This window comes from Lactobacillus sp. PSON, from assembly GCF_052615405.1.
Map to the genome: position 1 here is coordinate 1 of NZ_JBQXFW010000002.1, position 26,195 is coordinate 26,195.

At 33.3% G+C, this 26,195-nt stretch carries 23 protein-coding genes; 3 read left to right on the forward strand and 20 right to left on the reverse strand.

Annotation, left to right across the window (positions count from 1 at the left end; translation table 11 throughout):
• Window positions 1-308: 308 nt before the first annotated feature.
• From serS to ACTHPI_RS00475, 3 genes are all read right to left on the reverse strand, one after another.
• On the reverse strand, window positions 309-1,616 hold the full coding sequence (gene serS, locus ACTHPI_RS00465) for a serine--tRNA ligase (protein ID WP_445352216.1): 1,308 nt from the start codon (window positions 1,614-1,616) through the stop codon (window positions 309-311).
• 227 nt (window positions 1,617-1,843) lie between these two features.
• The gene (locus ACTHPI_RS00470; RefSeq protein WP_445352217.1) at window positions 1,844-2,395 is read right to left on the reverse strand and encodes a GNAT family N-acetyltransferase; all 552 of its coding nucleotides are present in this window, start codon (window positions 2,393-2,395) and stop codon (window positions 1,844-1,846) included.
• Window positions 2,395-3,000 carry a TVP38/TMEM64 family protein gene (locus tag ACTHPI_RS00475; protein ID WP_445352218.1) on the reverse strand — a complete coding sequence of 202 codons (606 nt, stop codon included), beginning with the start codon at window positions 2,998-3,000 and terminating at the stop codon, window positions 2,395-2,397. The genes ACTHPI_RS00470 and ACTHPI_RS00475 overlap by 1 nt, the downstream gene beginning before the upstream one ends.
• A 149-nt stretch (window positions 3,001-3,149) precedes the next feature.
• Here ACTHPI_RS00475 and ACTHPI_RS00480 point away from each other — a divergent pair, with 149 nt between their 5' ends.
• From ACTHPI_RS00480 to ACTHPI_RS00490, 3 genes are all read left to right on the forward strand, one after another.
• Complete coding sequence (locus ACTHPI_RS00480; RefSeq protein ID WP_445352219.1) at window positions 3,150-3,944, forward strand: alpha/beta hydrolase; 795 nt, start codon at window positions 3,150-3,152, stop codon at window positions 3,942-3,944.
• Window positions 3,945-3,946: 2 nt separating this feature from the next.
• On the forward strand, window positions 3,947-4,816 hold the full coding sequence (locus ACTHPI_RS00485) for a helix-turn-helix domain-containing protein (RefSeq protein ID WP_445352220.1): 870 nt from the start codon (window positions 3,947-3,949) through the stop codon (window positions 4,814-4,816).
• An 88-nt stretch (window positions 4,817-4,904) separates the two neighbouring features.
• Window positions 4,905-6,287 carry an NAD-dependent succinate-semialdehyde dehydrogenase gene (locus ACTHPI_RS00490; protein WP_445352221.1) on the forward strand — a complete coding sequence of 461 codons (1,383 nt, stop codon included), beginning with the start codon at window positions 4,905-4,907 and terminating at the stop codon, window positions 6,285-6,287.
• A 31-nt stretch (window positions 6,288-6,318) separates the two neighbouring features.
• Here ACTHPI_RS00490 and ACTHPI_RS00495 read toward each other — a convergent pair whose 3' ends face one another.
• The 17 genes from ACTHPI_RS00495 to ACTHPI_RS00575 all read right to left on the reverse strand — a co-directional run bounded on the left by ACTHPI_RS00495 (window position 6,319) and on the right by ACTHPI_RS00575 (window position 26,105).
• Entirely contained in the window at window positions 6,319-7,320 is a 1,002-nt protein-coding gene (locus tag ACTHPI_RS00495; RefSeq protein ID WP_445352222.1) for a zinc ribbon domain-containing protein, read from the reverse strand.
• 177 nt (window positions 7,321-7,497) lie between these two features.
• Complete coding sequence (locus ACTHPI_RS00500; RefSeq protein ID WP_445352223.1) at window positions 7,498-11,355, reverse strand: MMPL family transporter; 3,858 nt, start codon at window positions 11,353-11,355, stop codon at window positions 7,498-7,500.
• Window positions 11,356-11,370: 15 nt separating this feature from the next.
• Window positions 11,371-11,937 (reverse strand): TetR/AcrR family transcriptional regulator, encoded by a 567-nt coding sequence (locus tag ACTHPI_RS00505; protein ID WP_445352224.1) that lies wholly within the window; start codon window positions 11,935-11,937, stop codon window positions 11,371-11,373.
• 127 nt (window positions 11,938-12,064) lie between these two features.
• Window positions 12,065-13,018, reverse strand: a complete 954-nt coding sequence (locus ACTHPI_RS00510) for a serine hydrolase (protein ID WP_445352225.1) — start codon at window positions 13,016-13,018, stop codon at window positions 12,065-12,067.
• 14 nt (window positions 13,019-13,032) lie between these two features.
• Entirely contained in the window at window positions 13,033-13,950 is a 918-nt protein-coding gene (locus tag ACTHPI_RS00515) for a magnesium transporter CorA family protein (RefSeq protein WP_445352226.1), read from the reverse strand.
• Between the two features lie 121 nt (window positions 13,951-14,071).
• A complete protein-coding gene (locus ACTHPI_RS00520) occupies window positions 14,072-15,370 on the reverse strand; it encodes an extracellular solute-binding protein (RefSeq protein WP_445352227.1) in 1,299 nt (432 codons plus the stop codon).
• A 50-nt stretch (window positions 15,371-15,420) separates the two neighbouring features.
• Window positions 15,421-16,722, reverse strand: a complete 1,302-nt coding sequence (locus ACTHPI_RS00525) for an MBL fold metallo-hydrolase (protein ID WP_445352228.1) — start codon at window positions 16,720-16,722, stop codon at window positions 15,421-15,423.
• Window positions 16,706-17,530, reverse strand: a complete 825-nt coding sequence (locus ACTHPI_RS00530; protein WP_445352229.1) for a carbohydrate ABC transporter permease — start codon at window positions 17,528-17,530, stop codon at window positions 16,706-16,708. Before ACTHPI_RS00530 ends, ACTHPI_RS00525 begins: the two co-directional genes overlap by 17 nt.
• Before the next feature lie 2 nt (window positions 17,531-17,532).
• Window positions 17,533-18,399, reverse strand: coding sequence for a carbohydrate ABC transporter permease (locus tag ACTHPI_RS00535; RefSeq protein ID WP_445352230.1), 867 nt, complete (start codon window positions 18,397-18,399; stop codon window positions 17,533-17,535).
• Window positions 18,399-19,484 (reverse strand): ABC transporter ATP-binding protein, encoded by a 1,086-nt coding sequence (locus ACTHPI_RS00540; RefSeq protein ID WP_445352231.1) that lies wholly within the window; start codon window positions 19,482-19,484, stop codon window positions 18,399-18,401. The genes ACTHPI_RS00535 and ACTHPI_RS00540 overlap by 1 nt, the downstream gene beginning before the upstream one ends.
• A 319-nt stretch (window positions 19,485-19,803) precedes the next feature.
• Complete coding sequence (locus ACTHPI_RS00545) at window positions 19,804-21,231, reverse strand: C69 family dipeptidase (RefSeq protein WP_445352232.1); 1,428 nt, start codon at window positions 21,229-21,231, stop codon at window positions 19,804-19,806.
• Window positions 21,232-21,299: 68 nt separating this feature from the next.
• The gene (locus tag ACTHPI_RS00550; protein ID WP_445352233.1) at window positions 21,300-22,121 is read right to left on the reverse strand and encodes a DNA/RNA non-specific endonuclease; all 822 of its coding nucleotides are present in this window, start codon (window positions 22,119-22,121) and stop codon (window positions 21,300-21,302) included.
• A 22-nt stretch (window positions 22,122-22,143) separates the two neighbouring features.
• Window positions 22,144-23,100, reverse strand: coding sequence for an exonuclease domain-containing protein (locus ACTHPI_RS00555; protein WP_445352234.1), 957 nt, complete (start codon window positions 23,098-23,100; stop codon window positions 22,144-22,146).
• Between the two features lie 108 nt (window positions 23,101-23,208).
• Window positions 23,209-23,844, reverse strand: coding sequence for a DUF421 domain-containing protein (locus tag ACTHPI_RS00560; RefSeq protein ID WP_445352235.1), 636 nt, complete (start codon window positions 23,842-23,844; stop codon window positions 23,209-23,211).
• A complete protein-coding gene (locus ACTHPI_RS00565) occupies window positions 23,845-24,291 on the reverse strand; it encodes a DUF3290 domain-containing protein (protein ID WP_445352236.1) in 447 nt (148 codons plus the stop codon). It lies immediately after the preceding gene.
• A 69-nt stretch (window positions 24,292-24,360) separates the two neighbouring features.
• Window positions 24,361-25,101 carry a nicotinamide riboside transporter PnuC gene (gene pnuC / locus ACTHPI_RS00570; protein ID WP_445352237.1) on the reverse strand — a complete coding sequence of 247 codons (741 nt, stop codon included), beginning with the start codon at window positions 25,099-25,101 and terminating at the stop codon, window positions 24,361-24,363.
• Between the two features lie 221 nt (window positions 25,102-25,322).
• Window positions 25,323-26,105 (reverse strand): PAS domain-containing protein, encoded by a 783-nt coding sequence (locus ACTHPI_RS00575; protein WP_445352238.1) that lies wholly within the window; start codon window positions 26,103-26,105, stop codon window positions 25,323-25,325.
• Window positions 26,106-26,195: the final 90 nt, after the last annotated feature.

The following is a 26,195-nucleotide window of genomic DNA, read 5'->3' on the forward strand; positions in this document are numbered from 1 at the left end:
TTTCGTCAAGAACTTTTTTATTTTTTCTTTTCAAAAGTTTTTTTGAGCTCTCCTGCCATCTTTCTTTAGCTTCTCGCTTTTTCCTGACGACAGTTAAATATATTACCAGCTTTTCTTCTTTTTGACAACCCCTTTTTTAAATCTTTTTTTCAAAAGTTTTTACTTGAGTTGTCTCTTCCTTTTTCAGAAGTTCTTTATCGCTTCAAGCGACTTTATTAGAATACAGGACTTTCTCTTAAATTGCAACCCTTTTTTCTAACTTTTTTTAAATTAAATAAAAAAGAGGACCGAAGTCCCCTTTATATCAACTAAATCAAGCTTGCTTGCTTAGTAATTTTTTTCATGCCATTCATGTATGGTACCAAGGCATCTGGTACAGTAACACTGCCATCTTCATTTTGGTAATTTTCCAAAATTGCAGCTACAGTTCTACCAACAGCAAGACCTGAACCATTTAAAGTATGTACTAAATGAAGCTTACCGTCTTCACCACGGTAACGGATTTTAGCACGACGAGCTTGGAAATCAGTACAGTTTGAACAACTTGAAATTTCACGATACTTATCTTGTGCTGGCATCCAAACTTCAAGGTCATAAGTTTTAGCACTAGTAAAACTTGCATCCCCAGTAGAAAGGGCTACAACATGGTATGGTAAGCCTAACTTTTGTAGTAAATGTTCAGCATTATGAGTAAGCTTTTCAAGTTCATCCCATGATTCTTCTGGCTTACATAATTTAACCATTTCAACTTTTCTAAATTCGTGCATTCTAATTAAACCACGAGTATCACGTCCAGCAGATCCTGCTTCACTTCTGAAAGCTGGTGACATAGCAGTTACATTGATAGGTAATTTTTCATCATGAATAATTTCATCGCGGAAATAATTTACCAATGGTACTTCAGCAGTTGGAATTAAAGTTAAATCACGTGGCTTATCTGGATCATCATTATCAACAATAGTATAAACATCTTCATGGAATTTAGGGAATTGTCCAGTACCTTGCATTGAAGCATCATTTACTAAATAAGGTGGAATAATTTCAGTGTATCCTTCTTTAGTGTTTTCGTCCAAGAAGAAGTTAAATACTGCACGTTCTAAAAGAGCTCCGGCACCCTTATAGTAAACAAAACGAGCTCCAGAAACTTTGGCACCACGATCCCAATCTAAAATATCAAGGTCAGTTCCAATATCCCAGTGTGCTTTTGGCTTAAAGTCAAACTTAGTTGGCTCTTCCCACTTACGAACTTCTTCATTGTAGCTTTCATCAGGACCAATTGGGTCTGAATCTGCTGGGAAGTTAGGTAAACGAAGCAAAATATAGTCTTGTTTTTCTGTCAAATCACGAATTTCTTCATCCAAATCCTTAATTTGAGCACTTACTTCTTGCATTTGCTTAATAGCACTACTTGCATCTTCTTTATTACGCTTTGCTTCACCAATTTTCTTAGAAACATCATTTCTTTCAGCCTTAAGTTGTTCACTCTTGGTTAAATCTTCACGACGTTTTTTATCAATTTCAACTAATTTATCTAATTCTTCAGGCTTAATTCCGCGTGTTGCAAGCTTATCTTTAGCCCAATCAAGATTCTCACGAATCACTTTGATATCTAACATTTAAAAACCTCCATACAAAAAGAGCCGACTTATCCCTATATTTGGGACGAATCGGCTCTTACACTGTCTTTCGCGGTACCACCCAACTTCAGCCAAAAGATGGCTGCACTTCATTGAAATGACTGATAACGGCGTCAGACCGTGCAACTATTAATTGCCCACATTTAGAAATCTGGAAGCGACCGCACCTGCTTCTCACCACACTAGCAGACTCTCTTTAAGCAGTCTTAGGATTTCGTGTTTTCGTCTATTTTAAGCCATTCTGCTTTTTTGAGCAAATAATATTTTTCTTTATAAGAAAAAACTTCTGAAATTTGACTCATATCATATTCATAAACATACTTAAAACCTAAAATTTCAAGTAGCTTTTGACTACGAATATTTTCTTCAAAAACTCCAGCCCAAATTTCTAATTGATCTAATTCTTGAAAAGCATAATTCAAAATCAATCTTAAAGCTCTTTTCATTAAACCTTGACCTTCATAAAATGAGTCAATCAAAAAGCCAATCTCTTTAGATTTTAATAATCCACTTCGTTCATCTAGTCCTCGTTCATATAGTTCGACAAGTCCAATTACTCTATTAGTACTTTTTAAACAAATAGCAAAACTATATTTTCTTTTAGCATATTGCTTTGCTGCTTGCAAAGCCTCTTCATAATTTTTAAATTGGTTGAATCCTGCTAATTTATGAAAGCGAGAATTTTGTCCCCAAATGTATAAAACTGAAGCATCCCTCAACTCAAAATTTCTCAGATATATTTCTTCATCCTCAATCATTATTTACCTACTATCTTCAAAAGCCAATTAGCTCCATAAACAAGTCCAATACTATAAGCTGCAATCGTCCAAGGTTTACATAAAATTATAATCCAAAAATATGTCCAGAATTTCATCTTTGTTAATCCTGCTAATAAGCATAAAACATCATCTGGAGCAGCAGGAGCTAAAATACACAAGGCAAAAAACCAATTAAATTTCTTTTGATTTTTCGTCCATTTCATATATTTATCTAAAGTCTCTTCTGAAACAATATGCAAAATAAACGGTCTACCGTAATAACGAGCTAAGAAAAAATTAATAATCGATCCGATACATATTCCAATATAATTATATATAAAACCAGCTATCGGTCCAAAAAATACCACTCCCCCTAATAAGGAAACTCCCCCAGGAATGATTGGAATAACCACTTGTACAATTTGTATCAAGACAAAAACTATTGGCCCAATAATTTGTTTGTTTGCTAAATATGCCTTCATTTTTTCTTGATCGGTAAAAATTCCCAGCTTATACCAATAAATCACAAGCAAAACAATAATAATTCCACAAACTATCGTGGCATAATTAATCAACTTTCTACTAGTTTTTGCTGATAAATGCATCTCTAATTCGCCTCCAAAGTAAAATACCTCTAATTATATTTTAACTATGATTACATACTTGGAACAGTATTAGCAATTGTCTAACACATATTTTTGAGATTTTTAATATATAATGGAGTATGAATAGAATTTTGAAAGGGTGTGTAATTATGGTCGTAAGAAAAAATGATATTGTCTATGATACAGACAAAAATTTAAAAACTGATATTTATTTTCCAAATGATACTTCATCAAACACAAAGATTTTAATCTTTTGGCATGGTGGAGGCTGGTTCCGCGGTAGTAAAGAAGCAGCTAAAAAAATGGGAATTCGTTTTGCCAATGCTGGCTTCATGACTTTTATTCCTGAATATAGTCTTGCACCAAGTCAAATTTTTCCAGAAGCACATAATGATGCAAATCAATTTGTCAAATGGCTTTTAAAATCTGAATATACTGATGACGATGATCAAAAAAACATTGTTCAAATTGGAGCCAGTGTTGGTGGCACCATGGCATTAAATATCGCTGGCAAATATAGCTTCCCAACTGTCACATGGTCAGCACCAGTCGATTTTTCTGGTTGGATGAAAAAACACGAAGATGTTAAACCTTCATTTGAAGCAAAAGATGAACTAGGACTTACTGAGCCCCATGAAATCAATAATGCATTTTATAAATATTTTACTCTTACTTATGCGGGAGCTAATGATCCAAAAATTCTTAAAAAGATGGATGCTTCTTCATATGACTATAGCAATTTAAAGGAATTAATGATGATTAATTCTGCTGATGAATTAACTCCTTTGAAGAGTGTTTTGAATTTTGTTGATTTTTTAGCTCAAAAAAACTTAGGGGTAGAACTTCTAGTCATCAAAGGTTACGGACATGCGATGGATTACGCTAGCGATTACGTTGACGAATCTCTCGACTTTTTATATCAGACTATTAAGCGTCAAAAATAATTATGATTAATATACAAAAATTTATCCAAATCAGAAAATCACAAAAAATTTCTCAAAATGAACTTTGTAAAGATATCTGTACTCAGTCCACTTTGAGCAAGTTTGAAAATAATGGACAAGTTCCTTCTTTCAAAATTTTACAAAATTTATGCGACCGAATGAGCATCGAAGTTGGTGATATTATGACCACCAGCCAAGATAATAAAGCTACTCAAAAAATGTTTGAAGCTGAATTTGCTTTTACTACTTACAACTACACTAAAATTTATAAATTACTAGAAGAAATTGACCTCAATGATTTAAAACATAAAACAGATCAGCTACATTACAATTATTTACGAGGGATGTTTGCTTTTGAAAGTGATCGCAACAGCATGACCGGACTTTTTTATTTTAATAACATTTTAAATGATGATTCACTTACTAAAAATAATATTTATCGTCTTTTAGCCCTTAATGGCTGTAGTAAAATTTATTTTGAAGAACACGAAATGACTAAAGTACATCATTATTATGATCAAATACTAAAATATATTAAAGATGTTCCTATCGAAGATGAACTAACTACTTTACAAGTTCTATCAATTTTGTGTAATGCTGGCGAATTTTATGGTCAAGAAGAGGAATTCAAACAATCTAACTCTCTTTTGAAATATGGTTATAAAATTGCTAGCCAACGTCATACTGTTTATTTTTTAGCAAGAATCCTTTTACAATTGGGAATTAATGATATTAAACAAGATAAAAAAATTGACATTATCTTGCAGCATTTGTACGACGCATGTGCGTTTGCTCGCATCAATAAAAACCATGTAACTTTAGTTAAAGCTCGTAACTTAATTAAACAAGTTGAAAATAGGACCATAAATTAATTTTTAGTTTTTTATTTTCAAAAAACTAGTTATTATTTTGAAAGCGTTTTATAATATCAACATAAGTAGTTTTATACAGAGGAAAATTATGTCTAAATACGAATCTATCAATCCATATAACGGCGAAGTTTTCGCTACATTTGAAAATCCAGATAAACAAAAAATTGAAGAATCTCTTAGATTAAGTCATGCACTATACAAAAAATGGCGCCATGAAAAACCTGAAACTCGTGCCAAGCAACTTCATGAAGTAGCTCAAGGACTAAAAGAACATGAAGATGAACTTGCCAGAATGATGACTCTTGAAATGGGCAAACTTTTAAAAGAAGCTAAAGAAGAGGTTGAAATTTGTGTACAAATTTGTGAATTTTATGCAAAACATGGTACAGAAATGCTTAAACCTCAGAAATTAAATTCTGCACTTGGCAATAGTTATTATTTAAAGCAAGCTACAGGCGTTATTATGGCTTGTGAGCCTTGGAACTTTCCACTTTATCAAGTTATCCGTGTCTTTGCTCCAAACTTTGTAGTGGGTAATCCAATGCTTTTAAAACATGCACATAATGTACCATCAAGTGCCGCTTTAATTGAAAAAGTTATCAAAAGATCCGGTGCTCCTGAAGGCAGCTTAATTAATCTTTATTTAAGTTACGATCAATTAGCTGATGTAATTGCTGATGACCGTATTCAAGGCGTTGCTTTAACTGGATCAGAACGAGGAGGCAGTTCTGTTGCTGCAGAAGCTGGAAAAGCTTTGAAAAAGTCTACAATGGAATTAGGTGGTAATGATCCATTCATCGTTTTGGATGACGCGGATAGCGAAGTTTTGCGCAATGTGTTAAGTGATGCAAGAACTTATAATGATGGACAAGTCTGCACTTCTTCTAAACGAATTATTGTTGTTAAATCTCGCTATGATGAAGTTTTACACGAACTTAAAAATGTCTTCTCTAATTTAAAGCCGGGTGATCCACTTGACTCAAGCACTACTCTTTCACCAATGAATTCTGTTGGCTCTAAAGAAAAATTAGAAAAATTAGTTAATGAAGCTATTGATAATGGTGCTGAAGTCTTTTATCAATATCCTGAAATTGAATCTAAAGGTGCATTCTTTAGACCAATTATCTTAACTCATCTTGGAAAAGAAAATCCTGTTTTCGACAAGGAAATGTTTGGTCCTGTTGCTGAAGTATATTGTGTTGAAGATGAAGACGAAGCTATTGCATTAGCTAATGATTCAAGCTACGGTTTAGGTTCTTCAATTATCAGCAGCAATATAAAACATGCCCAAGATTTAGCTAGTGAAATTGAAACTGGTATGACCGTCATTAACGGTCGCTGGATCACTTCAGGTGACTTACCATTTGGTGGAGTTAAGAAGTCCGGCTACGGTCGTGAATTAAGTAAATTAGGTCTAATGGCATTTGTTAACGAACATTTAGTTATTGACGTCACTGACTCTAATAAATAATATGTTTATTTTATACTGAAAAAGATTGAGCTTATTGCTCAATCTTTTTTGCTCTTTTGAATAAATTATAGCCAGCAAGTCCAGTTGTTATTACACTTATTAAAACCAAAAAGTAAACTGATGCTCCAAGCGATACTGCATAAGCAAGGAATTGACTAGTAACTTGACTAAAAATTCCGCTTGCTGCTCTAGTTGGAGTTGATACTTTAAATATAACTAAAATCAAAAATACTGTTTCAATTAAAGACAAAATAAACGCTGTAGTTTTACTTTGAGATGTATTTTTTAAAGTATTGAAAATCACATAAATTGGAAAAACTACTAACAAAAACCAAATTAAATATAAGGATAAGGCTGTTAGCCAATTCTGTTGCGATAATAATCTTCCTGCTAAATTTAAAACCACTTTTGAAATTGATAAGTGCTCTGTATAAGTAATACTTGAAACTGATGCACCAGAACCAGTGAATAAAACAACTAAATTAATAATAGAAGTTAAAATTACAGACAAAGGAATATAACTAAAATGATTAATTTTCTTTGCTTTAACTTTTTTAACTCGCTTAGCTACATCTGGATGAGAATCTCCGAACTTTTTACTTTGACTTTTAACTTTTTCACTATGAGTTTCAATACTGTTAAACATATCGGAACCAACCTGATTAATTTTTTGAGTTAAACGTTTATCAGCAGTATATTGCTCAATTTTTTCTTTACGATTGCAAACAATATAAAGCCAACATATCAAAAGTAAAAAACTAATCCAACCTGCTGATCGAGAAAAGCTCATTACAATTAATAAAACTACTCCTAACACAAACACTATTGTTGCATTTGCTCTTACCCATTCAATCATCTTTTGAACAGTTGAATTTTGGCTTTTAGGTTTAAATTCTTTACGATATTGTGATCGACTTACTTTTGGAACATCATCAGAAAGCTTTTGATGATATTCTTCTAAATTAAAGCCACAATTTGGACATACTTTATCATCTGCTGTAACTTTTTGACCGCAATTTGGACAAGTTGACATATTATTCCTCCTTGGTATTTTTATCATTATACCATTAAGCCCAAATAGTCGCTGTCAGCTAATTGTTTTTTGAAATAAACTTATACTATCTTGAATTAGAAAGCTCTCAAAATGCCTAAATTTAAATTTTAGAGCAAAAAATAAAGCAAGTTCAATTACGAACTTGCTTTATTTTTATTATTTCATTGAATGCTTATGTTTACCCAAATTAAAGCCTGAAAAACCTTCATAAGTGAGTTTAACTCCAGCAGTCAAAGTAATTGGCATGATAAATACCAAGATTAGAAGTCCGACAATAACAGTTAAAGCAACTTCAATTAATGTTGGAATTCCAGATGGAATTAATGCAGCAAAAGTACCACCTAAGATAACAGCTGCAGAAATTACAACTGTACCAATAATTCCACATGCCTTCAAAATTCGTTCACTTGGTGAAGTCAATCCTTCAGTCTCTAATTCACGATAACGAGTCATAAGGAAGATACTGTAATCTACCCCAAGAGCAATTAACATGATGAAGCTGAAGAATGGAGTATTCCAAGTAAGCATGTCACGACCTAAGATTGCTTTAACAATCCATTGATTAATTGAAAGTGAGCATAGGTAAGCAATAAGAAGAGTACCTAAAATGTAAACTGGTTGAAGAAGTGAACGAGTTACAAACATAAGAGCAATTCCGATACCAATAAGCATAATAGCTGCGGTTCTTAAGAAGTCGCTACTTGCAACATTCTTAGTATCTTCAATCTTAGAACTTTGTCCACCCATTGCAACAGTTGCATTACCTAACTTAGTACCTTGAAGTGACTTTTTAGCCATTGCACTAAGTTCTTGTGAACGCTTAGTTGCTTCTTCGGCACTTGGATTTGAGTTAAAGACAATAATAAGCATTGCTGATTTCTTATCTGGGCTTAAGTAAACATCAATTGACTTTTGGAACATTTCATTTTGAATAAATTCTTTAGGAATGTAGAAAGTCTTAGCTGCAGCAGATGAACTTAATCCTCTTAAGTAAGTTTCACCTTGACCTAAACCACTATTAACTCTATCAATACCTGAAGTAATCTTAGGAGTACTGTCTGCTAAACGGTTTGCTCCTGATGACAATTGACTTGCACCTGAGGACAACTGACCTACACCATTTGCTAATTGATCAGCACCACTTGCTCCTTGTGCTAAGCCTGAGTTAAGACTGCCAGCACCTGAACTCAATGTACCAAGACCATTGTAGAGTTGACCTGCACCACTATTAAGACGACTTGCACCTGAACTCAAACTACCAAGGCCATTGTAGAGTTGACCTGCTCCTGAGTTCAAACGGTTTGCTCCTGCGCTAAGTGAACCAAGTCCAGTATTCAAAGTACCTACACCAGAATTAAGTTGTGCAGCTCCGCTATTAAGACGACCAGCACCTGCACTAAGTGAACCTAAACCATTGTAAAGTTGGTTGGCACCAGCATTCAAACTAGTTGCACCATTAACACCTTGTGAAACGGCATTTTGAACTTGACTCAAACCAGAATTTAATTGGTTAAGTGCTTGAATAGCACCAGGAAGAGCTTGGTTAGAAGCCGCTGCTAAAGTATTAACTTGAGTCTTCAAAGCTTGAAGTTGCGTTAACATATTAGTTTGCTGAACCGCAGCCATTGAACTTTGAAGTCCCTTAGCAGCTTCAGTAGCTTCAGCAATAGTACCATTTAATGAAGAAGCAGCACTTGAAGTATTAGAACTAGACATTGCGCTTGCTACAGCCTCTTGAGCAGCTTCAGCACCCGCTGCGGCTGCCTTGCTCTTTTGTTCATCTGTAGCATCTGAATCAGCTAATGCATTTGATACTGCACTTGATACTGCACTACCAATTTGTCCAGCAGCTTGACTTGCATTATTAGATGAACCACCTAAACTACCCGCAGCGCTTTGTAGTTTAGCTAAACTACTTTCAAGTTTAGCAGCATTTGCTTGTGCTGATTGCAAACTTGAAGTAAGAGAACTTGTATCAACAGACCCATTCAAAGCTGAATTTAATTGTTGAATACCATTATTAATTTGTGGCAATGCTGTTTGAAGCTGTGCCAATTGTGATTTATTTGAACCATTCATTTGAGCTGCTAATTGTGAACTCATTTGATTCAAACTATTAACTAATTGTTGAGTACCGTCCTTTAAGCTGCCGGCACCATTTTGTAATCTATCAGCACCACTTTGAAGACTACTTGCACCATTTTGAAGAGCTAAAGTACCACTTTCAAGACGACCAGCACCATTTTGCAAACGTGCCACACCACTTACAAGTGAACTAGTACCAGATTGTAAACTGCTTGCACCACTTTGAAGGCGACTAGTACCACTCACAAGACTGCTGGTACCACTTCTCAAAGTACCTGCACCGTTTTGTAAACGTTCCGCACCACTTTGAAGGCGACTTGCACCATTTTGAAGGCGGCTAGTACCACTCTTCAATTGGTCAGCACCATCTTGAAGACGACTAGTGCCACTCTTTAATTGGTCAGCACCATCTGCTAAGGCGCTTGCGCCACTAGTTACTTTTTGACTACCTTTGCTTAATTTACCAAGACCTGTACGGGCATCATCAACACCATCATTTACAGTATTCAATTGGTTATTTACATAAAGGGCATCAATTTTTTCACCATATGGTTGAGTAACCGAAGTTACAAATGATACATCTTTAGATTGTTGAAGTTGGTTAGTCAATTGATCAATTAACTTCAAATTATCTTCATTATCTAACTTATGATTACTCTTAATGTATAAGTATGAAGGTTCAGCCATTCCTTTTGAGAAGTGCTTTTGTACAATTAAAAGTCCTTGCTTTGCAGGAACACTGTCGGCAATTTCATCAGTATCATCATAATTTAAATTACCGTTGTACATTAACATAAATGGTGTAACGACTACTGCCAAGATAATTAAGAAAAGGAACGGATGCTTCAAAGTTGAAGCAGAAATTCCGTGCCAAAGTTTATCTTCACTTTCGCCGTTAAACTCTTTAGCAGGCCAGAACATCTTTTTGCCTAGAACCGCCATAAAGAATGGATTCAAAGTTAGAAGTACAACTAAAAGGACTGCTACACCAACTGCTACACCAACTGCAGATTGATAGATTGAGAACTTAGCTAAACTTAAAGCTGTAAATCCGATTAAAATTGAACTTCCTGAATAAAGAATGGTTTTACCAGCATTACGAAGAGCATCACTAAGCGCTTCATACTTATCCATCCCTTTACCCAAATCTTCTTTAAACTTGTCATACAGCAAGATATTATAGTCAGTACCAATACCAAAGAGAACAATAACCATAAATACTTGCGTAAAGTTTGAAAATGGGAAACCTGAATGTTCAACTAAGTTAGTAACAATTGAGAATGAAGTAATAAATGATACCCCAACTGTTAGTAATGAAATAAGCGGAACAATTGGTGACTTAAAGACAATAACTAATACAATAAAGATAAAGACAACGGTAATTGCTTCAGTCTTTTTAATACCTTCTTGAATTGAAGTCGAGAAAGCATTTTGCAAGATATCTGCACCCGTTATATAAGTACGAACACCTTGCGTCTTAACTGCATTGTTAATTTGTTTATCAACATCACTAATTCGACCATGCTTTTTAGAAATATTTAGTTGCATTACCCAAGTTGTGCCATCTTTTGATTGCAATTTCTTTCTGGTTGCAACATTAGAATCAGGAGCTAAAACGTCCGTAATTCCATATTTCTTTTTATGGTTTTCCAGATAGCTAACAGTATTGTTGATTGCAGCCTTGTCAGCATCTGTTAATTTGCCATGTTCCTTATTAAAAACAACCGCAACTTCATAGGTATCTTTTTTCTTTTTACCCCAATCGTTTTGGATTGTTTGTGCAACTTCGCTTTGAACGTTCTTAGGTAGCGAGATTGTAGAGTGCTCGCTAGTCAATTGGCTAACGTTAGGCAAAGCAATAACTGAAACTAGCAAAATTAAAATCCATGCAATTAATGAAAAGACATGGTTTTTCAGAAATTTTTGCACTTTTCCTTTTCCTCCCTAATTCTGTGTAACTGCAATTGGTTGGACAAGCCGTAAAATCATTTCATGATAATTACGATTTGCTTCATCTTTATTTTCAGTTGAAAAAGATGATGACTTATCTAAAAAGACATAGCCTAGTACCGCACCAATCAAAGCATGAAGTGAAATGGCATTATCTTTTTTTAAATTAAGCCTTTCACCTAAATTAATAATATTGAGAATTTCTTGATTAATTGCATCTTGTTCAGAATATTCATTCAAATGATACAAAATACTAGAAAGTGCTGGATCATTTAAAATAAAATCTCTTGTTACATCTGCAAAAGTCAAGAGCGCTTCTCTACCTGAAAGCCCCATTAAATTTTCAACCAAATGTTGGTTTAAAAGCTTAATTCGACTTGCTCCTACCAAGGAAAGTAGCTGCTTTCTCCCTGAAACATAATGATATAGTGATTGTGACCTGACACCTAAGGCTTTAGCTAAAGCTGGCAAAGTAGTCTGAGTCAAACCTTCATCTCGAATCAGTTCAATTGCTTTCTCAATTATCTTATTTAAATCAAGGCTTCTCCTTTTTTGTGCCAATTTCACCCCTCCTTTTAATAGCATAATAGATACTATACCACTACAAAGTGAAGATTACAATCTACAATGTGTAAATAGTTAAATATAAAAACAAGATTTACTTTTGCAAATCTTGTTTTTTTCAATCTTATTTAGCAAAATATTTATAAACTACTTGACCTAAATCCGCAAACTTTTTACTATTTTCACTCCACACAGAAATTGCATACGCATGATTGCGTCCTTGAACGATGGCAACAGCTGAATTATCATCCCCAATTGAATATGATGCACTAGCTATTTTTTTAACTAAGTTAGTTCTAGGAGTTGCCAAACTTAATGTTGTAAGGAAACGACTAGCATATTTTTGGTTTAAAGCACGTCCTTGATATACTCCAACCATAGTTTGAGTTAAATCAGCAGCTGTAACTTTACCATAAGGTTCTTTATTAAAGTTTTCAGAAATTGTAATTTGGCTTGCTCCAAGCTTTTTAGCAACTGCATCAATATTACTTTGACCAATCTTTCTAATCAAAGCATTCGCTGCAGTTTTGCTGCCACGCATCATTGCTTGTCTCAAGTATAAAACTCCATATGACATTCCAGTCTTTACTACTTTTTCGCTATTAACTTGATCAGCTTTAGTAATTTTAATTGCTGTTTTAGAAGAAATCTTTCCTTTTTGCTCTTGTTCAAATAACCCTAATAAAATGTACATCTTCATAATTGTATTTACATTATGAGTCTTACTAGTATTAGCTACTCGAGCAAAGCGAGAAGAATTAGTTAAATCCTGAACTGCTACTTGATAACTATTATCAATTCCCATCACAGACTTAATCTTTTGAGCAAGTTCTTTTTTACTGCCTTTTGCTATTTTTATATGATTAGAGTATTCTACAGAATCAATTTTAGGTTCTTTTTCCTTGGGCTTACTAAGTTTTGGAGACTCTTTTTTCTTAGTAAGTTTAGATTTATTTATTTTATTTTTAGATTCAATTACACTAACCTGTGCATTATTAACTCGCTCCACATTCCATGAATAAAGTCCAAAGGCAATTAACGTTGTCACAATTGAGCTAATAACTACATTCTTTTTCATATTTTTTCCTCAATCTAGAAAAAGTGATGCTTCCGCATTAACACTACAAGCCAAACCATCAATAAAATCATCAAAACTGTAATAAAAATCCAGTCAAATCCACTATGAAACATTGGTAAATCAACGTTCATCCCATAAAAACCTGTCATAATAGTTGGAATCGTTAACACTAAAGACCACACAGTTAAAAATTGCATTGTATCATTCAAGTTATTGTTCATCATATTATTTGAAGTTTGAGACAAAGTCTTAGTAACTTGTTGTGAAATCTGCACCATTTCGGCAGACTGGCTTGATTCAATAAGCACGTCATCAAGACGTTCTCGAGCTTCTTTAGTAAATTGCAATTTTGAATGGTCTAAACTGTGCAGCATCATTAAGTCAGTTTGAATAGAACTAGATAAATAAACCAAACTTTTTTCAATATTAGATAATTCTACCAAGTCCTTATTGTTAATATCATCAGATAACTTTTGATCTAGACTATTTCTTTCAGAATCAAGCTGAGTGACTGCACGCTGAAAATATTGAGAAGCATATAACAAAAAAATCATCAAAAGTTCTGTTACATCTTTTGCTTCTGACAGGCGCTCTCTCATATGCTCATCATTAAATTCATCAAATACATAACTAGTTGATTCAGTATGAAAGGTAAATACATTTTCCCCTACAACCAAAAATGTAATCGGACGAGAAGTAAAGTGCTTAATTGAATTAGTCGGCCAAATAGGAACATCATATACAAGCAAGTGACTGTGCGTGCGAATATCATAGTCATAGTGCGGACGTTCATGACGGTCAGAGATATATGAAATAATATCTGGCGTAAAGTTGAACTCATCTTGGAGTCGCTCACTATCTTGCTCACTTAAGTTACTAATGTCATACCACTTATATTTTGTTTCTATTGGAAAATTTTGCTGTCTAATCAACCAATCTCACCTCTACATTTATTTCTTTTTAACATTTACCATCTTACCATTTTTTTAATTTTCACGCGCAAAAAAACAGGTCTTAAGACCTGTTTCTTTAATTAAAATTTGTCATTCAGTTTTATTGCTTCCAAGCAGCATCAAATTTAGATTTACCTGCATTAATTGCATTATTAATGTTTTGTTTCTTTTGAGCTGCAGAAAGAATATTTTGCATAATACTGTTTAATTGAGTATAAGCAGCATTTGAGTTCTTTTCTACAGGAACACTGTATAAGTGATCCATAGCTGTATCAAGCTTAGCAGGAAGTTTAATATTCTTATTTGCCTTGTATTGACTTGACTTAACAACACTATTATTAACTGGAATATAACCAGTTGCGTTAGCCCATTTAAGTTGGCTTGATTTAGATACTAAGAACTTCACGTACTTAAATGCGGCAGCTTTTTGATCACTAGTTGCATGATTAAACATATAAATATCAGTACCTTGTTGCATAGTGTATTTACCTGGACGAGCTGCAACATCATAAGTGAACTTATTACCTACACCCTGCTTAACAAAACCTTCACCTGCAGAAGTTCCGATAAACATTGCTACTTTTTGGTTAGCAAATGGTCCTGATAAATAGTGTTCTGATCCTGCTACTCTGAAGTAACCTTTCTTAATACCATCTGCATAGTAATCAATCACACTCTTTGAAGTATTACCCGAGAAATTAATCTTGTTTGAGAAGTCAACCCCAGCATCTTTCATCCCTAATACATAGTAGTTCGAAAGTGAGTCAAATCCAGCACCTACAACTTGATGGTTACTCTTTTTATAGATAGTTTCTGAAGCTTCTTTAAGTTCTTTCATAGTTGTTGGAACCTTCTTAATGCCATACTTCTTAAACATATCCTTATTGTAAGTCAAAGTTTCAATTGACTTGTTAAATGGAATACCATATTGAGTACCTTTGATTTGGGCACCTTCTAACAATTCTTCACGAATGTCAGATTTCTTGCTGCTGCCCCAACCTACATTCTTATTATTAATGTATGGTGTCAAGTCAACTAGCATCTTATTTTGTGCAGCTGTATAGAGCCAACCAGGATAAGCTTGAGTAATAGTTGGTAAGTTATTTGGTGATTGCAATGTTGAATTGATCTTAGCTTGCAAGTCATTATAAGAACCCTGATTTTCTAATTTTACAGTAATCTTAGGATTCTCCTTTTCAAATTCCTTAGTCAACTTTTGTAAAGTTGATTGTTGAACACCAGTCATTCCATGCCAAAAGACTACATTAGTCTTTTTAGTAATTTTTGATGGAATTTTTGATGATTCTGAACTATTGCTCTTTCCATTAGAGCAAGCTGCAGTTCCAACTAAAGCTAAACCAGCGATAGCTGCCATAACAAGTTTTTTACTAAACTTCATTTGGATATATCCTCCCAAAAATAAAACTAAACAACAATTTTTTTGATTCACTAAAGCGTGATAGTTTCTCCACGCTCAGGTAAAATCCGTTTTCCATAGGGGTTTTCTTCCAATTCCGGATGCAATGTGTGCACCGGAGCTAAAATTTGGGGTTGAACCTCTTGAATGATTTCTTTCAATTCCTCTTCATCAGCATGTCCTGAACAGCGAAGAGCCTTAAATTCAATGCCATTTTTAGCAAAATTATCTACAAATGGCTTATACGCTGGATCAAAATCACCTAAAGGTTCAGCGTTGGAATGGATATATAGTCCGCCTTCCATGAGTTCATCATAATTACTATCAATTTGCCAGAGGTACTTGCTAGTATCTTGAAGCAATTCTTGATAAGGAAGCTCCAATTTAGAATCAAGATCAGCAAATATTTCCTCCCCTGGCAAGTAGTAATATGGAATATCTTTATTTAGACTTGCTTTTAATAAATGTGCCCGTTTAGCATGTAATACTACAGTTCGCGATGAAGCATTAATTATATTCAGAAGACGTTCAACATTAGTTGGATAAGTATTAAAAGTTATTTGGCGAGCTGGATTTTCTTTTTGTAAATTGATAATTTCTTCAGTTAATTCTTTTTCATTCTGAGGACCAGTAAATTCTTCACTATCTTCATCATGCTTTTCTTCTGGCCATGAAACACCGGTACCTTCAATAATGAATAGATCACTATTTTTTGAAGCTTGTAAGTATTCATGAACTTTGTCAGGATTATAGCCATGGAGGCGAATATCTCCTGTATAAGAAATCATCTTATCAGGGGTATGAATAATTAATCCCGTTGCTCCATATGCATCATGGTCACTAGGCCATACCTCCAAAGTGATGTCACCTACTTGAATCGGCTTTTTGTATTCGGCTGCAATAATTTCGCGAGTATAAGTTTTATCATGACCGGCAGCAGGAAGTAAAAAGTCACCTTTTTCATTTAATGCTGGCAATAAGTTAGCAGTAATAGGACCAGCATATAGCGGAATTTCTGGAGCAAGTAGATTCAAAACCTTACTATGGTCTAAGTGAAGATGAGAAATATAGGCTGCAGAATGTTCCCATTTTTGGGTATCAATAGCTTTTCCAGTAATAGCTGGATCATAAAAATCCGGTACGTCCCCAATTAGCTTATATTTAATTAGAGTTTTAAAATCTTCATCTTCTAATTTCAATCCTAATTCTGGCCGATACACTTCTCCTAAATCAAACAAAACGTGCGACTTATTATAAGCCACTTCAATCATCGGTCCACCTATAGTAGTTAACCCATTATAAAAAGTTACAGTAGTCTTATCCTTTAAGGTCATTGCGCACTACTCCTCGAATAATTTGTTTTCTAAAGATAAAATACAAAATCAAGATTGGCAACACTGTTAAAGTTGCTGCAGCAAGTTGCAATTGAGTTTCACTACCTGCATCACTTGCAAAAGACGTCAAACCATTGTTAAGAAGACGCATTGAATCTTCATTAGTTACTAATAATGGCCATAAGAATGAATTCCATCCAGAAATAAAGCTAAGTAAACCAACAGTGAAAAGCCCACCTTTGGACATTGGAACCAAAATTTTCCAAATGTATTCCCAATCACTAGCTCCATCAATCATAGAAGCTTTATAAATTGTACGTGAAATTGAACCAAAATAACTTTGAAGATAATACATATAGAAAATAGAAGTTAAAAATGGAAGAACTAAACCAATATAAGTATTAAGTAAGCCCATCTGAGCAATTGTATTATAGTTAGTAAAAATTATCGCTTCTCCCGGTACCATCAGCAATGATAAGAGAATAACTTGAATAAAATGTTTTCCTTTAAAGTGTAAGTTAACCATCGCAAATGCTCCCAAAAGTGCATTAAATAAACTGACAATAGTAGTTACACTTGCTGTAATAAAAGTATTAAGGAAATATCTAGCAAATGGAGCTTGAGCAAATACTTTCGCAAAATTTCCCCATTGCGGACTTTTCGGAATTAATGTTGGTGGAATTTTGGTAGTTTCTTGAAAACTCATCAATCCTCCCAAAATCATATAAATAAAAGGGAAAATTGTGATAATTGCAAACAAAATCAGGATAATATACCCAACTAAAACTCCCCAGCGAATTTTCTTCATTATTAATGTCCCCCTATTTTCTTCATCATTTTACGCTGTAAGAAAGTTACAAACAAAATAATAATGAACAACACAACTGTTGCAGCCATTGCAACACCTGGTGTGCCGACAATTTGGAATTTATTATAAATATAAAATACTGCTGTGGTTCCAGAGTTTCCAACACCTGCTTGTCCATTAAACAGGGCATATACAGAAGTATAAACTTTAAAGGCTGCAATAATATTCATTGTAAGTAAGAATGCCAAAGTTGGGACTAGTTGCGGAATAGTAATATGCCAGAACTTTTCTGTTCCATTTGCACCATACATATCAGCAATCGTGTAATAATTAGGATCAATATTTCTAAGAGCACCCATTAAAATTACAATGTTAAATGCTAAAGATGTCCATATTCCAAAAATTATAATCGTAGTCAATGACATTGCGGGGTCATCAATCCAATTTGGTGCTGGCAAATGAAAAGCTCGTAAAATAAAATTAAGCATTCCGTAATCGCCATTAAAAATATAGCGAAAAACAATACCAATCGCGATTGTTGATGTTACATAAGGCATGAAGAAAGTAGTTTCAAAAAATGACTTGTGTTTAACTTTGCTAAAAATCAGCCATGCTAACATCACTGAAATTGCTAGTCCTACAGGAACTGAAATTAAAGCATATAAAACAGTATTTCTAATTGCTAACCAAAATTCAGGATCTTTAAAAATATATTGATAATTACTAAATCCAGCCCAATCCAAGTTAATAAGTGATCCACCTTGAAAACTCATTACAAAAGCTCTCAATATCGGATAAATACTAAAGCAAGTTACAAAAATAATTGTTGGTGCTAAAAATAGCCATGCTTTCTTTTGATTCTGCTTCATTAGTAAACACGCTCTCCTTCCGGAGTAAAGATAAATACACGATTTAGTCGCATCTTAAGTTTTATATTATCTCCTGTTTTAATTGGTGTTTCTAAACTTACCAAGCTTCGAGCTTGAACTCCATCATGATCAAACTTCAGGATTCTTTCGCGTCCAATAAGTTCCACATCTTTGATATTAGCAGATACATAACCATTTTCATCTGGCAAAATATTTTCAGGACGAACCGACAAAATATAATCTCCATCTGGCATATCTCGTTTAAAGCGACTTTGATCTAAATCACTCACTTTAATTTCAAAATCTGATGCAGTAATTACACCATTTGATAGCTTAACTTTAAAATTATCAATTACAGGATTACCCACAAAATTAGCCACAAAGTAATTATTAGGTTCTAAGTAGAAATTCTGACCTAAATCATCTTGTTGAATCACACCTTCATTGAAAAGAATAATCTTATCTCCAATAGAAAGTGCTTCTTCTTGATCGTGAGTAACAAATAAAGTTGTAATTCCTACTTCTTTAACAAGAGAGCGAATTTCTTCTCTAATCTTAAGACGAAGTCGGGCGTCAAGATTAGATAAAGGTTCATCCATTAATAATATTTTAGGTTCTTGAACAAGAGCACGTGCAATTGCAACACGCTGTTGCTGACCACCAGATAATTGACCTGGCTTTTGATTAGCAAACTCAGTAATTTGCGTAATTTCCATATATTTTTCAGCTATCTTCTTAGCCTCTTCTTTTGACTTTTTCTGTTTTCCAACAGTTAATGGAAACATTACATTTTGAAGCACTGTCATATGAGGATATAGAGCATAATTTTGGAAAACATAGCCAATTTGACGATCTTTAGGAGCAGTCTTAACTACAGATTTTCCATCAAAAAGAATCTCTCCACTTGTTGGACTAAGAAGACCAGCCAAAATATTTAACATTGTTGTTTTCCCACATCCAGAAGGTCCTAATAAACATACAAGGTCACCCTTTTTTACTGAAAAACTAACATTTTTTATAGCTTGATGTCCATTATCATATACCTTCTTCAGATTTTTAACTTCAACAAAATTATTTTCATTCATAAAATCACGCACCACTATATATTGTTATACTTATAAAATTTCATCATCAATTTTAAGATAAAACTAGCAAAAGTACAAATAATTTTTGTAAAAAGATTCGTAGTTTCCGTGAAACTTGATAAAATTTATTGTGAAACCATATCGTTTTTAGTTATTTTTCTTAACTATATTATAGAATTATACTATAAATGTTCTTATTTACAACATATTGTATGTCATCTATCTAGACCAATAAAAAAAGACTACTGCGTTAGCAATAGTCTTTTTAAGAAATAAATAACTTTTTACTAAAAAAATTATCCGAACAATCTAATTTTCATTAAAGATTGTCCCCACGTTCAAATTGATATTTAGAATTATTCAAAGCTTGACGAACTAAATCACTCATTAAATGCTTAGTTTTTGCGGTGATTTTATTTGCGGTAATTTCATTTTGTTCGGTTAAAAAACTAGTCAATTTATCAATTGAAAGCTCTTTTGCTTTTTCATCGATTTCTGAAATACGACTTACACTAAAGCTTTGACATTCATCACGATAATTATTGATTTGATAAATATATTGGTGGTAACGTGGTTCAACAATTACTTGAAGAGTTTTATATAACCAATAGGCACTTTCTTCAGGATTAACTGTATGGTCAGCCACCTGATAATTTTGTGGAGTGTTATTAATATTGGTATAGAAAGGTACATATGGAGAATAAGCATAAAAGCCCATATTTAACCATTGAATACCAGCTAATTCCTTTGGAACGTCATTTCTAATTTGCAAAATGCTTGATTCCTGATTTCTATCAAGAGCAATAGAACGAAACTTCTTTTGGTCTTTTTCATTTCCAGATGCAAAAGTATCCATTGGATCATATTGAGTGCCATTATAATGACTTGTTAGAAATTTTTGAACATCTTCAACACTAATTTTCTTTTCAGGAACACGAGTAAATGGCATTTCTTGGCTAGTTGGATCTTGCTCAATACTTGGATTAAATAATTTTTGACCATACCAAGTTCTAGGTGTGTTGTAATAACTATCTGCTTCATCTTTAGTTCCAAAAATATCACGGAAATTAAATATACCGTCTTGAGAAGGATTGAGATGATATTTATCTACAAAATTGCGAATTGTAGAAGCATACATAAAATTATCTTCATCTGAAAAATCAATATTTTGAATAACCATGATATTTGGACAAATTGCATATGAATCATCTGGAACTCGGGCTGCTACCCATTGATGACCAGCGGCTGTTTCAAGATACCAAACCTCTTTATTATCAGAAAATGCAATTCCGTTTGTTTCACCAGTACCATACTTTTCAATTAATTGACCCAAACGCTTTACACCTTCACGAGCCGTTTTAATAAATGGCAAAACTAAGTAAACCATTGAGTCTTCATTGATTCCATCTTTTACAAGTGGATCATGGCCAAGGCAGCGAGGATTAGTTGCTTCGGTTTCAGTTGCACTCATTGCTACATTGTACTCATTGATTCCTTGTTCATCCCATCTGCCTTCACTCTCATCAGCAGTAGGAGAAGCAGTCCATCTACAACCGTCACCTTTTAAATGCATCTGAAAGCCGTTATATTTAGATATATAATTTTCATCATAATGACGTGCTTCATTAACTACAAATAACTTTTCGTTAATACCGCCATAACCATCTTCATCACGAGCAATCATGGTTGAACCATCTAGGGATGCATCTTTACCTACAAGAATTGCAGTACAGTTATCTTTTTTCATTATGTACCTTCTTCATTTACTCATACATTAAAATATATATTAATTTTACACCCACTAGTATATTTTGGCTATTCAGATACTTTCATTTGACGATCTCTGCGTGCACGTCCACTACTATAATCAAAAACATAACCAGGCTGAACATTAAAAAGATAGACATTAAAATCTAATGGACCATTTGTAGAAATAGCTTGTAAATTAATACCACGAGCCATCAACTCATTACCTCTAAAAATTGGAGTTGCTTGATAAATTACTCGCTGATTTTCACGAAGAGCTCTTCTAACCTTACTTTCAAATATAGTCTGGATTTTTTGATTAGAATAAGCTGATTGAGTAAACAAGTTTTTAGGATTATTTTGATCTCCTGATTTATTACTTGGATTATATTGACCATCTTGATCAATTCCTGCAGAAACAGAGTAGGCAATTAAATGTCCCCGATTATAAATTTGAGTGCCATTACGTCGATTATAATGCCAGCCAGTAGGTTCAATAAATTGACGAACTCTTAAACTATCATTAGCAACATTACGCTTTTCTAAAAAAGCAGTATTAGAATGAGATGTTCTATTCAAGCTATCTAAATTTGAATAAATTACTTTGTTAACCTTCCAAGCGTTTTTAATTAAAGTAGATTTATCATTATTAACAGTAATATAAGCTTTATCTCCACTTTTAAAATCTAGTTTAGCTAGTTTTTCATAATCCGATTTTGATAAACCACCATAAGCAGTATTAGCACGTTGAGCTGTTTTTATTGAGTTCGGATTATTTTGGCCAAAGTTATTAGCTTTAGAATATATTCCCCAGGCAATAATTATTATAGCCGCAACAATTGTATATAGCGCACTATCTCTTTTTCTTTGTTTTTTTCGTTTTTGTGTCATCTCTTAATTTTACCCTTTTATATTAACTTCTTGCCCAATCATCAAGCATACTTAAGAAGAAACTTTCAGATAAGCGTTTGATTTTTGCACCATTTTTAATATATTGACGAGCAGCTTCTAAATCCTCGTTGTCGTGTCTAAAGAAATCATGATCACCCATTATCAAGTAATTTGTATCTGAATTTACTTCATCTTGAATTTGACCATTCATATTATTAATTACTTGCTTCATTTCAATTATGTCAAAATGAGGATTTCCAGATAAAACTACTTTTTTCAAGTTTAAAGGATTACGAAAACCTAAGTCCCATGCCTGTAGTTTATCATTTACTAAATCAAAGTTTTTCACTTTAGATTTAGCAGTGGTAAGCATTTCATCTGCAAAATTTTCCTTAAAGTAATCATATACCTTTTTTGTATCTAAAGAATCGTCCAATCCTCTGTGTTGTTCAACTTCTGCTATCCCGATTCTTTGCATACAATCAAGTAAGCGATTATGGCGTTCCTTAGGATAAAACACCCGTGCTAAGCGTAATACATCAACATAGTTATTATTTAACTCGGGTTCACCATATTTTTTAGCTAAATCATAAACAAAATTCAAATCAAAGTTAATGTTATAACCGATAATAATATCCTCGCCAATAAAACCGCGAAAATCATGAATTGCTTTCTTAACTGGAATTCCATCTTTTTCAATCATTTCCTGGGTAATACCATTCAACTTAGTAATAAAAGCTGGAACTGTATTTTTTTGAGGATATTTTATTAAATGGCTATATTTATCTACAACTTTTCCATTTCGAACTTTTATTCCACCAAGCTCGGTTACTCGATCTCTAAATGGACTCAAACCAGTAGTTTCAATATCAATCAAGGTATAATCACTTAAAAAATCTACAATTTCTTTTCCCTTATGGCGTAACTTATCTTCACTACCTGATACATATAAAACGCCCTCTTTTACAAAAATACTCATTCATTTCTCCTATTTACTAAACTTTTTAATTAATTCATAACTATTATGATTAACCTGCTCATAACTAAAGTCATAAAAATTAATACTATTTATTGATATATATCTTTTTTATTCATACCCTGTAAAATTCAGCTTACCATTATTATATTCTCCAAGAAATATATCCCCAATATCATTGAAGCCAGCATCTTTTGCTTGTTTTGTCAGCCAAGCTTCATTTTTATGAATCAAGTCAAGCACATCATAATTAATTTGACCATCACTAATTATTGGAAAGCGAATATTATCCTCATCATTTTCAATAACTGTTAATTGTCCATTTTGTTCAAAAATACAATTCTTTACTTTACTTATTGAATAAATTCCGCGACTACGCAATTTAAACATCAATTCATTAGCAGAAATTCCAGCTTTTAAACAATTATCAACTAAAACATGACCATTTTTTATTACTTGAACTGGCTTTCCATCAATTAAATTACGCACCCAAGTATTATGCTCACGACTAAATTTCAAAATAAATACAACTAAAGTCCAAACAATTAATACAAGCAAAAATTGCATTACTTTTATTGATGGATTATAAATAATTCCACCAATCACCCCACCTAACACATAGTTTTGCAATTGATCTAAAGCAGTAGTTGGAGCAAGATTTGTTTTACCAAAAATATTGATTTGAATAATCAAGGTCAAAATGCCTAGCGCAAATTTAATAAATAATTCTGTGTAGTTTAATTGCATTTATTTTACCTCCACCTTATGGTCAATTACATGAGCACGAGTTAATGAATAACTATTATTATCATCGTTCAAGTTTAACTGATAATCTTCATTTTTCGAATCAATTCTAACTATCATGCCATTTTGCAATGTAGTTGCATTAGCCATTACATCACTTTCTTTAACATTATTATCTCGTGCAATCGATTTTAAAAATGGAATAATCTGAGTTGCCTGTGATTTTTGAGCATTTATTTGAGTATATTTTTCATATTGGACTCCAGCAAACAAAAGCAAAAATAAAAGTGCAATTATCCCCAAATCACGATACCTTGTAGCGAATCTATCCCTTAAATACAAAATAGCAAAAATAATCATAGAAATCGCCGCTACCATCATAAGTACGTAAAAAACAGCCTTATCACTTTTTTGATTTTCTTGAATATATTTAATTGTATAAAAAGTCATTGTTTCACCTCTATTAGTTTGCTTTATTTTACCATAAGAAAAAAGCCACATAACTGTGACTTTTTATCATTAACCTTTGATTTCTGCAAGACCAGCCTTTTTACGTCCATGATTGAACCAAGGTGAAACAGTAAAGGCCAACACATCATTAACAACATATATTAATGAGTTAACTGCCATTGCTAAACTTGCATCCCCTTGAGCATAAGTAATCCCCCAAAGAATTAATTGGAAAATACCACTAGCTGTCCACCAGAAGTATTGATTATTATAGCGCATGAAACACATAATTCCTGCAGTAAGTGAGATAGCAAAACTAATAGCATCAATCCAAGGACGAGGATCATTAGTAAACTTCCCAATAAGGAAACCAGATATTGCATAAACAGCTAAGGTACCAACTATAGCAATTACCCATTCTTTAGCACCAAATTTTCTTAAGTGATTTTTAGTATCATCATTCCATGATTTAACTGAAAGAATAATTGGCAAGTCAAGTGTAGCAATATAAGCAATTTGTTCAAAAATTGACAAATAATTCTTTGCTTCAAGACCAGCATAGATAAAACATGCAGCTGAAATAAGTCCAAGCCAACCATTGATTGCTTTAGTGGCATTAATTGCTAAAACACAAAGAGTTCCTAAAAGCGTACCAATAAATGTAACCAAGGTAACCATATCAAACTTACCTTGAATTAAAAGTGCAAGTTGAAAACCAAACGCAAAGAACCACAACATATAATTTTGAATTGGCCAACCCTTTAACTGATTAAATAACCATACAAAATAATTCTCATTCCTAGAATTCATTAATTCTTATCTCCTTTTCTTTAGGTCACAACACAAGATGTTGTGCCTTATCCGTTCTGTAAATAGAACATCTTGTAAATCAACGTTAACTATAATAAGTTAAAAATTATTCAGATTCAAGAATTGACATTTCTAGATATTGTGGTAGATAAAAATGTTAATCCCTACATATAGTGTTTATAACAGGCTTTAACACTATTTTTTATTTTCAGAAAAATTTTTTAATAAAAAAAGGCGATTTTTAATCGCCTAAAAAATTGATGCTCTGAAGCACCACTTGTTGCATCAGTTTTATCTTCATGTTTTTCTTTGACTTCTTCTGCTTTTGTCGAAGCACTTGTTGCAGCATCCGGATCAGAATTTCTGCGGTAAGTTGCACCACTTGTTGCATCAGGATCAATCACTAATTTTTGTCCAGTAGTTTCACAGAAGTATTTTACTAATGGATATAAATCTTGTACCCATTCATAAATACCAACGTAATTTCCTTTATCATCTTCTACACGCTTATAGTAATGCAAAATAAGTTCTTTTAAATTACCTGTAGGAACTGGCATATAAACTTCATCGTGTCCCGCTTCTTTAGTGCGAAGTGCATGGACTACTTTCTTAGCATTAGGAATTACATCTCTAACATCTGGGTGAATAGCCTTCATTGTATCTCCGACTTGCTCAGGAGTTCTCTTAGCCTTCATTTTTGCATTAGGATCTTTAGGACGGTTATACCATAAAAATTGATTATTATCATCTACAAAGGTTAACTCACCAATAGTATTTTGAAGCATCCAATTTAACTGGTTAACAGTCATTAATCCTGAATCAAGCTTAACGTAATCATTACCTTCTGCAGCGTTAACTTTTTTAGCTGCTTTATCAAGCCATTCAGGATCATTTTTTTCTATGCCTTCAATAGTGGTGCCAGCAGTTGACTTAGCTGACGCATCAAAATCTTCTTTTAAATATTCATTGCGATCCATATCCTGTAACCATTTTGGTTCTGCCATCGTTACTCATCTTCCTTTACTTAATTTTTATTTATCTTGATAAGCTAATTTTATTATGTAAGCATTTTCAGTACAAGAATAAATAAAATT